Genomic DNA, 6,213 nt, shown 5'->3' on the forward strand with positions numbered 1-6,213 from the left:
TTCATCGCTCCTTAGGCTTTCTCGATGTTGACCAGAAACGCCTTATACTCCGGCGTTTGCGAGTTGGAATCGCCGACGTTTGGCGTCAGGGTATTGGCGATATAGCCCTTCAGCGCCACGCCTTCAAAACCCCAGTGCAGCGGGATCCCCACAGTCTCCACCTGCTGACCGTTGACGTTCAGGGGTTGCAGACGCCGGGTGACTACCGCGACGGCGCGTATAAAACCGCGCTTGCTGCTGACCGTCACGCGGTCGCCGTTGGTAATGCCTTTGCTTGCCGCCAGGGTTTCGCTTATTTCCACAAACTGCTGTGGCTGTGCGATGGCGTTAAGCCGCGCATGCTTGGTCCAGGTGTGGAAATGCTCGGTCAGGCGATACGTGGTCCCCACATACGGGAATTTATCCTTCTTGCCCAAACGCCGCGCGTCGTCCTCGTAAATTCGTACAACCGGGCTTGAGACCACGTTTGGGTGCAACGGGTTGGTGCCAAGCGGCGTCTCCATCGGCTCGTAGTGTTCCGGGAACGGGCCTTCCGCCAGTTTGTCGAGCGCAAACAGGCGACCCAACCCTTCTGGCTGCATGATAAACGGCCCGGTTCCGCTTCCCGGTACGGCGGTATTGAAGTCCGGGATGTCGTTGCCCGCCCACTTCGTGCCGTTCCATTCGATCAGCATCCGTTTCGGGTCCCACGGTTTGCCGTTGATATCCGCCGAGGCGCGGTTGTACAGCACGCGGCGGTTCAGCGGCCACGCCCATGCCCAACCCAGCGTATTGCCAAGCCCTGATGGGTCGGCGTTGTCGCGGTTAGCCATCTGGTTACCCTGCTCCGTCCAACTGCCGGTATAAATCCAGCAGGAAGACGCCGTGGTCCCGTCGTCGCGCAGCAGTGCAAAACTGCTTAACAACTGGCCTTTCTTCGCCACCAGGTTACCGCTGGCGTCAAAGAGATCCGCCAGCGCGTAGCCGTTGTTCTCTTTCGCCACCTCTGCGGATTCCGGGTGGTCCGGCTGTTTGTAGTCCCAGCGCATCTTCAGCAGCGGCTCAACGCCTTTACCGCCCTCTGCGCGGTACATCTCACGCAAACGATGATAAATCCCGGCCAGAATTTCACCGTCGTTGCGCGCTTCGCCCGGCGCTTCCTGCCCTTTCCAGTGCCACTGCAGCCAGCGACCGGAGTTGGCGATGGAGCCGTCCTCTTCGGCAAAGCAGGTCGACGGCAGGCGGAACACTTCGGTCTGAATGGATGCGGTGTCCACATCATTCATCTCGCCGTGGTTCTGCCAGAAGTTAGACGTTTCGGTCACCAGCGGGTCGATAACCACCATGTACTTCAGCTTGCTCAGGCTGCGTACGACCTTATTTTTGTCCGGGAAGGAGGCGACCGGGTTGAAGCCCTGGCAGATATAGCCCGTGACGTTACCCTTATCCATCATATTGAAATACTTAATGACGTCGTAGGCCTGGTCCCATTTCGGCAGCCACTCAAAGCCCCAGTCGTTCTCTTTTGTCGCCGCATCGCCGTAAAAGGATTTCATCAGGCTGACAGCGAACTTCGGATAGTTGCTCCAGTAGTTCACCTGATCCGGTAACGTCGCTTTTGGCGTATTCGCCGCAAGCCAGGCGTGCAGATCGGCCTGTTTTTCAGAAGGCAACGTCAGATACCCCGGCAGGCTGGTCGACAGCAGACCCAGGTCGGTCAACCCCTGAATGTTGGAATGCCCGCGCAGGGCGTTCACACCGCCGCCAGCCATCCCCATATTGCCGAGCAGCAGCTGGATCATCGCCATAGTGCGGATGTTTTGCGCGCCCACGGTGTGCTGCGTCCAGCCCAGCGCATACAGAAAGGTGGTGGTTCTGTCTGCGGCGCTGGTCGATGCCAGAACTTCGCACACCCGCAGAAAATCCGCTTTCGGCGTGCCACAGATGTTCTCGACGACGCCCGGCGTATAGCGGGAAACGTGCTGTTTCAGCAAATTCCACACGCAGCGTGGGTCAGTGAGCGTGTCATCGCGTTTTGCAAAGCCGTTTTCATCGAACTGATAGTTCCAGGAAGACTTATCGTACTGGCGTTTTTGCGCGTCATAGCCGCTGAACAGGCCGTCCTCGAAGGTAAAATCATCCCGCACCAGCAGGCTGGCGTTGGTGTAGTGCTTAACGTATTCCGCATTTATTTTATTGTTTTCAATCAGGTACAGCAGCACGCCGGAGAGGAACGTAATATCCGTGCCGGAGCGGATCGGCGCATAGATATCGGCCACCGACGCCGTACGCGTAAAGCGCGGGTCGACGACGATAAGCGTCGCATCGTTGTTGTTTTTCGCTTCCATCGCCCAGCGGAACCCCACGGGATGCGCTTCCGCGGCGTTGCCGCCCATCACCACCACGACATTGGCGTTTTTAATATCCACCCAGTGGTTGGTCATCGCACCGCGACCAAATGTTGGAGCAAGACTTGCTACCGTTGGTCCGTGTCAGACGCGCGCCTGGTTGTCTACCGCCAGCATGCCGAGCGAGCGCACAAATTTTTGCGTCAGCAGGCCGGTTTCATTGCTTGCCGCCGAGGCGCAGAGCATCCCGGTGGACAGCCAGCGGTTGACCGTGACGCCCTGCGCGTTCTTCTCAATAAAGTTAGCGTCGCGGTCGGCCTTCATCAGCGCGGCAATACGGCTGAACGCCTCATTCCAGGAGATACGCTGCCATTTGTCCGCCCCCGGCGCCCGGTATTGCGGGTAACGCAGACGGTTCTCACTGTGAACGTAATCCAGCAAACCGGCCCCTTTCGGACACAGCGCGCCACGGCTGACCGGATGATCCGGGTCCCCTTCGATATGGTAAATCGCTTCACGCGTGTTTTTCGCGCCATCCCCCAGGCTGTACATCAACAGCCCACACCCCACGGAGCAATATGTGCAGGTATTACGAACCTCTTTGGCGCGTAACAGCTTATAGTTACGCGCCTGAGCCAGCGCCATTTTCGGGGCGAACCCTAATGCCGCGGCGGTGGTTCCAGCCATACCGCCCGCACAGATTTTAAAAAACTGCCTGCGACTGACGTCCATTGTTTTCCTCGATAATCAGGATAAATCGCAGAGAAAATTAACAGCCCGGGCGCCGATTTTTTTGCGTCAAATCAATATCGAAATCTAATGCCCCCTTAATAGTTGGGGCGGGTGAATTTTAATAATCCTTTGGGATTAACGAGACGCAAACGAACGCCACATCGCCTCCCTAAAAGTGGTATAACTTATTCTTTCGTCTCAAGAATAGAACCCTGGGGAAAATGACAAGACAACGCGCGACGCTTATTGGACTCATCGCCATCATTCTGTGGAGCACCATGGTCGGGCTTATCCGCGGCGTCAGCGAAGGGCTCGGCCCCGTCGGCGGCGCGGCGATGATCTACTCGCTAAGCGGCCTGCTGCTGGTCTTCACCGTCGGCATCCCCAGCGTAAGGCAATTTTCGTTGCGCTACCTGCTAGCCGGATGCCTGCTTTTTGTCAGCTATGAAATTTGTCTGGCCCTGTCGTTGGGTTACGCCGCTACCCGTCAGCAGGCTATCGAGGTGGGGATGGTGAATTATTTGTGGCCAAGCCTGACCATCCTGTTCGCTATTTTGTTTAACGGTCAAAAATCAACCTTATTGATTGTCCCCGGGCTCCTGCTTTCTTTGCTCGGCGTCAGTTGGGTGCTCGGCGGAGAAAACGGCTTAAATATTGATGAAATTATCAGCAATATTATCTCCAGCCCCCTGAGCTATATTCTGGCTTTTTGCGGCGCATTTATCTGGGCGGCCTACTGTACGGTTACCGCGAAATATGCGAAAGGGAAAAACGGCATCACCTTTTTCGTATTACTGACGGGACTGAGCCTGTGGGTTCAATACCTGTTCAGCGATCAACCTCCGATGCAGTTCAGCTGGCCGGTGGTGATTAAACTTTTCACTTGCGCGCTGTCGCTCGGCTTTGCCTACGCGGCATGGAATACCGGGATCCTGCACGGCAGCGTCAGCCTGCTGGCCGTCGGCTCCTACTTTACCCCGGTCCTCTCCTCGGCGCTGGCTTCGTTCCTGCTCAGCGCCCCGCTCTCATGGAGCTTCTGGCAGGGCGCCTGCATGGTGTGCGCAGGCTCCCTGTTGTGCTGGCTCGCCACCCGAAGCCGCTAACCTCATGCAGTCTGACGAACCTTCGCCAGACCGAACCAGATGCCAACCGCCAGCGCCAGCAGCATTCCCCCGGCGCTGAACAGCACTACACTGTGCGACGAAATAAACGCGGTTTTCGCCGCGTCAATGACCGCCGTCGCCAGCGACTGATCCAGCATCTGCGCCAGCTGTACCGCTTCGCCGATAGACGATGACGCGCGCGCCACATCCCCGGCGGGCAGCCCGTCAGGCAGGGCAACAGAGGCGCTATAGCTGCGGGTGAGAATCAGACCGAACACCGCGATCCCCAGCCCGGCGCCAAGCTCATAGGCCATGGTTTCGATAGCCCCGGCCGCTGTCGCTTTTTCTTTTGGCGCAGATGCCATGATAGCCGCCGATGACGCCAGCAACGCGCTGGCGACACTAAAGCCCAGGATTGTCATTAATCCCCACGCCTGCCAGTGCTGAGTCGTAAAATCTGTCATCGACAGCCCAAGGAAACTGAACGCACTGAGCGCCACACCGCCGGTCGCGACTTCTCGCAGACCAATACGCGACACCAGCATCCCGGCAATCGGGCCGCTAAAACCGCTCGCCAGCATCACTGGCAGCATAAACAGCCCCGCTTCGAACGGTGTTTTGCCATGCACAAACTGCAACTCCTGCGCCATCAGCAGTTCGAAGCCCACCAGCGTCGCCAGGGCGGTTATCGCCATGATGACGCCGCTGAGAATAATGCGGTGGGTGAAAAGCCGCATATCGATCATCGGCGTGCGCGCCGCGAGCTGAATACGCACAAAAGCCGTCAGCAGTACGCCGCCCACCACCAGCGCCAGCGCAACGAACCACAGCCCTTCGCTGCCCTTGATGGCCGATTTGGCGCTCCACACCAGCAGCAGAATCGCCACCACCAGCATCACCGCATGGGTAAAGTTCAAGGGTTGTTCACGGCGTCCAGGCTGCCACGGTATGACCCTTGACCCCACGGCGACGACGACCAACACAATCGGCACATTGATAAGAAACACCGCGCCCCACCAGAAATGCTCAAGCACAATCCCGCCAATCAGTGGGCCAAACGCCGCCCCGCCCGAACCAACGGCTGCCCATAACCCCAGCGCCATATTACGGTGGCGCGCCTCGCTGAAGGTATTACGAATACCCGCCAGCGTTGCCGGAATAATCATCGCCGCGCCAACGGCCAGACTGGCGCGAGCGGCGATAAGCCACATCGCGCTGGGGGCAAATGCCGCCGCCAGCGAGGTAAGACCGAACAACCCGCTCCCCACCAACAGCAGGCGTTTAAAGCCGATGCGGTCGCCCAAGGCGCCCATCGGCAGCACCATACCGGCCATCACCAGCGAATAAATATCAATTATCCATAACAGTTCATTGCTGCTGGTTCCCAACGATACGCTCAGCGTCGGCGCCGCGACGTGCAGCACGGTAGCGTCAATCGCAACCGGGATATACACCAGCAAAATCGCAAATAATGTTACCCATTGGCGAAACATACATCTCCCTCACTAATACCAAATTGGACATTTGTCCAGTTTGCGATCGTGAGGGAAAGTTGAACACTTGTCCAGCTTTTTGTTATTATCAGCCCATCACCGATATGGAAGAGAAAAATGGGCTATCTGAATCGCGAAGAACGTCGGGAAACCATCATGCAAGCCGCCATGCGCGTGGCGCTGGATCAGGGATTTACCGGAATGACGGTGCGCAATATCGCCACCGCCGCAGGTGTCGCCGCAGGCCAGGTTCATCACCACTTCGCCTCCTCCGGCGAGCTTAAAGCGCAGGCGTTTATCCGCGTGATCCGCAAGATGATGGAGCGGCAGCGTCTCACGCGCACCGCCAACTGGCGCGAACAGCTGTTTTCCACGCTCGGCAGCGAAGACGGATGGCTGGAACCTTACATCCGCCTGTGGCGCCAGGCGCAACTGCTGGCCGACAGCGACCCGGAAATTAAAAGCGCATACCTGCTGACCATGAACCTGTGGCATGACGAAGCGGTCAGGATAATTAACGCGGGCCATGCGGCTGGCGAATTTACCCTGCGCGATAGC

4 protein-coding genes are annotated in these 6,213 nt (G+C 57.8%); 2 read left to right on the top strand and 2 right to left on the bottom strand.

Annotated features, from left to right (window positions below; translation table 11 throughout):
• Positions 1-11 precede the first annotated feature (11 nt).
• Entirely contained in the window at positions 12-3,059 is a 3,048-nt protein-coding gene (gene fdnG / locus JO226_RS01820; protein WP_293481891.1) for a formate dehydrogenase-N subunit alpha, read from the bottom strand.
• Positions 3,060-3,280: 221 nt separating this feature from the next.
• On the opposite strand from fdnG, the gene yddG reads away from it, so the two are divergent.
• Positions 3,281-4,162 carry an aromatic amino acid DMT transporter YddG gene (gene yddG, locus JO226_RS01825; protein WP_293481893.1) on the top strand — a complete coding sequence of 294 codons (882 nt, stop codon included), beginning with the start codon at positions 3,281-3,283 and terminating at the stop codon, positions 4,160-4,162.
• Between the two features lie 2 nt (positions 4,163-4,164).
• Here the strand turns inward: yddG and JO226_RS01830 are convergent, their stop codons facing one another.
• Positions 4,165-5,655 carry an MFS transporter gene (locus JO226_RS01830; RefSeq protein WP_293481895.1) on the bottom strand — a complete coding sequence of 497 codons (1,491 nt, stop codon included), beginning with the start codon at positions 5,653-5,655 and terminating at the stop codon, positions 4,165-4,167.
• Positions 5,656-5,772: 117 nt separating this feature from the next.
• On the opposite strand from JO226_RS01830, the gene JO226_RS01835 reads away from it, so the two are divergent.
• Positions 5,773-6,213 (top strand): TetR family transcriptional regulator (locus JO226_RS01835; RefSeq protein ID WP_293481897.1); only part of this gene is annotated, 441 nt, incomplete at its 3' end.

The organism is Pluralibacter sp., assembly GCF_019237635.1.
GTDB lineage: Bacteria > Pseudomonadota > Gammaproteobacteria > Enterobacterales > Enterobacteriaceae > Enterobacter_B.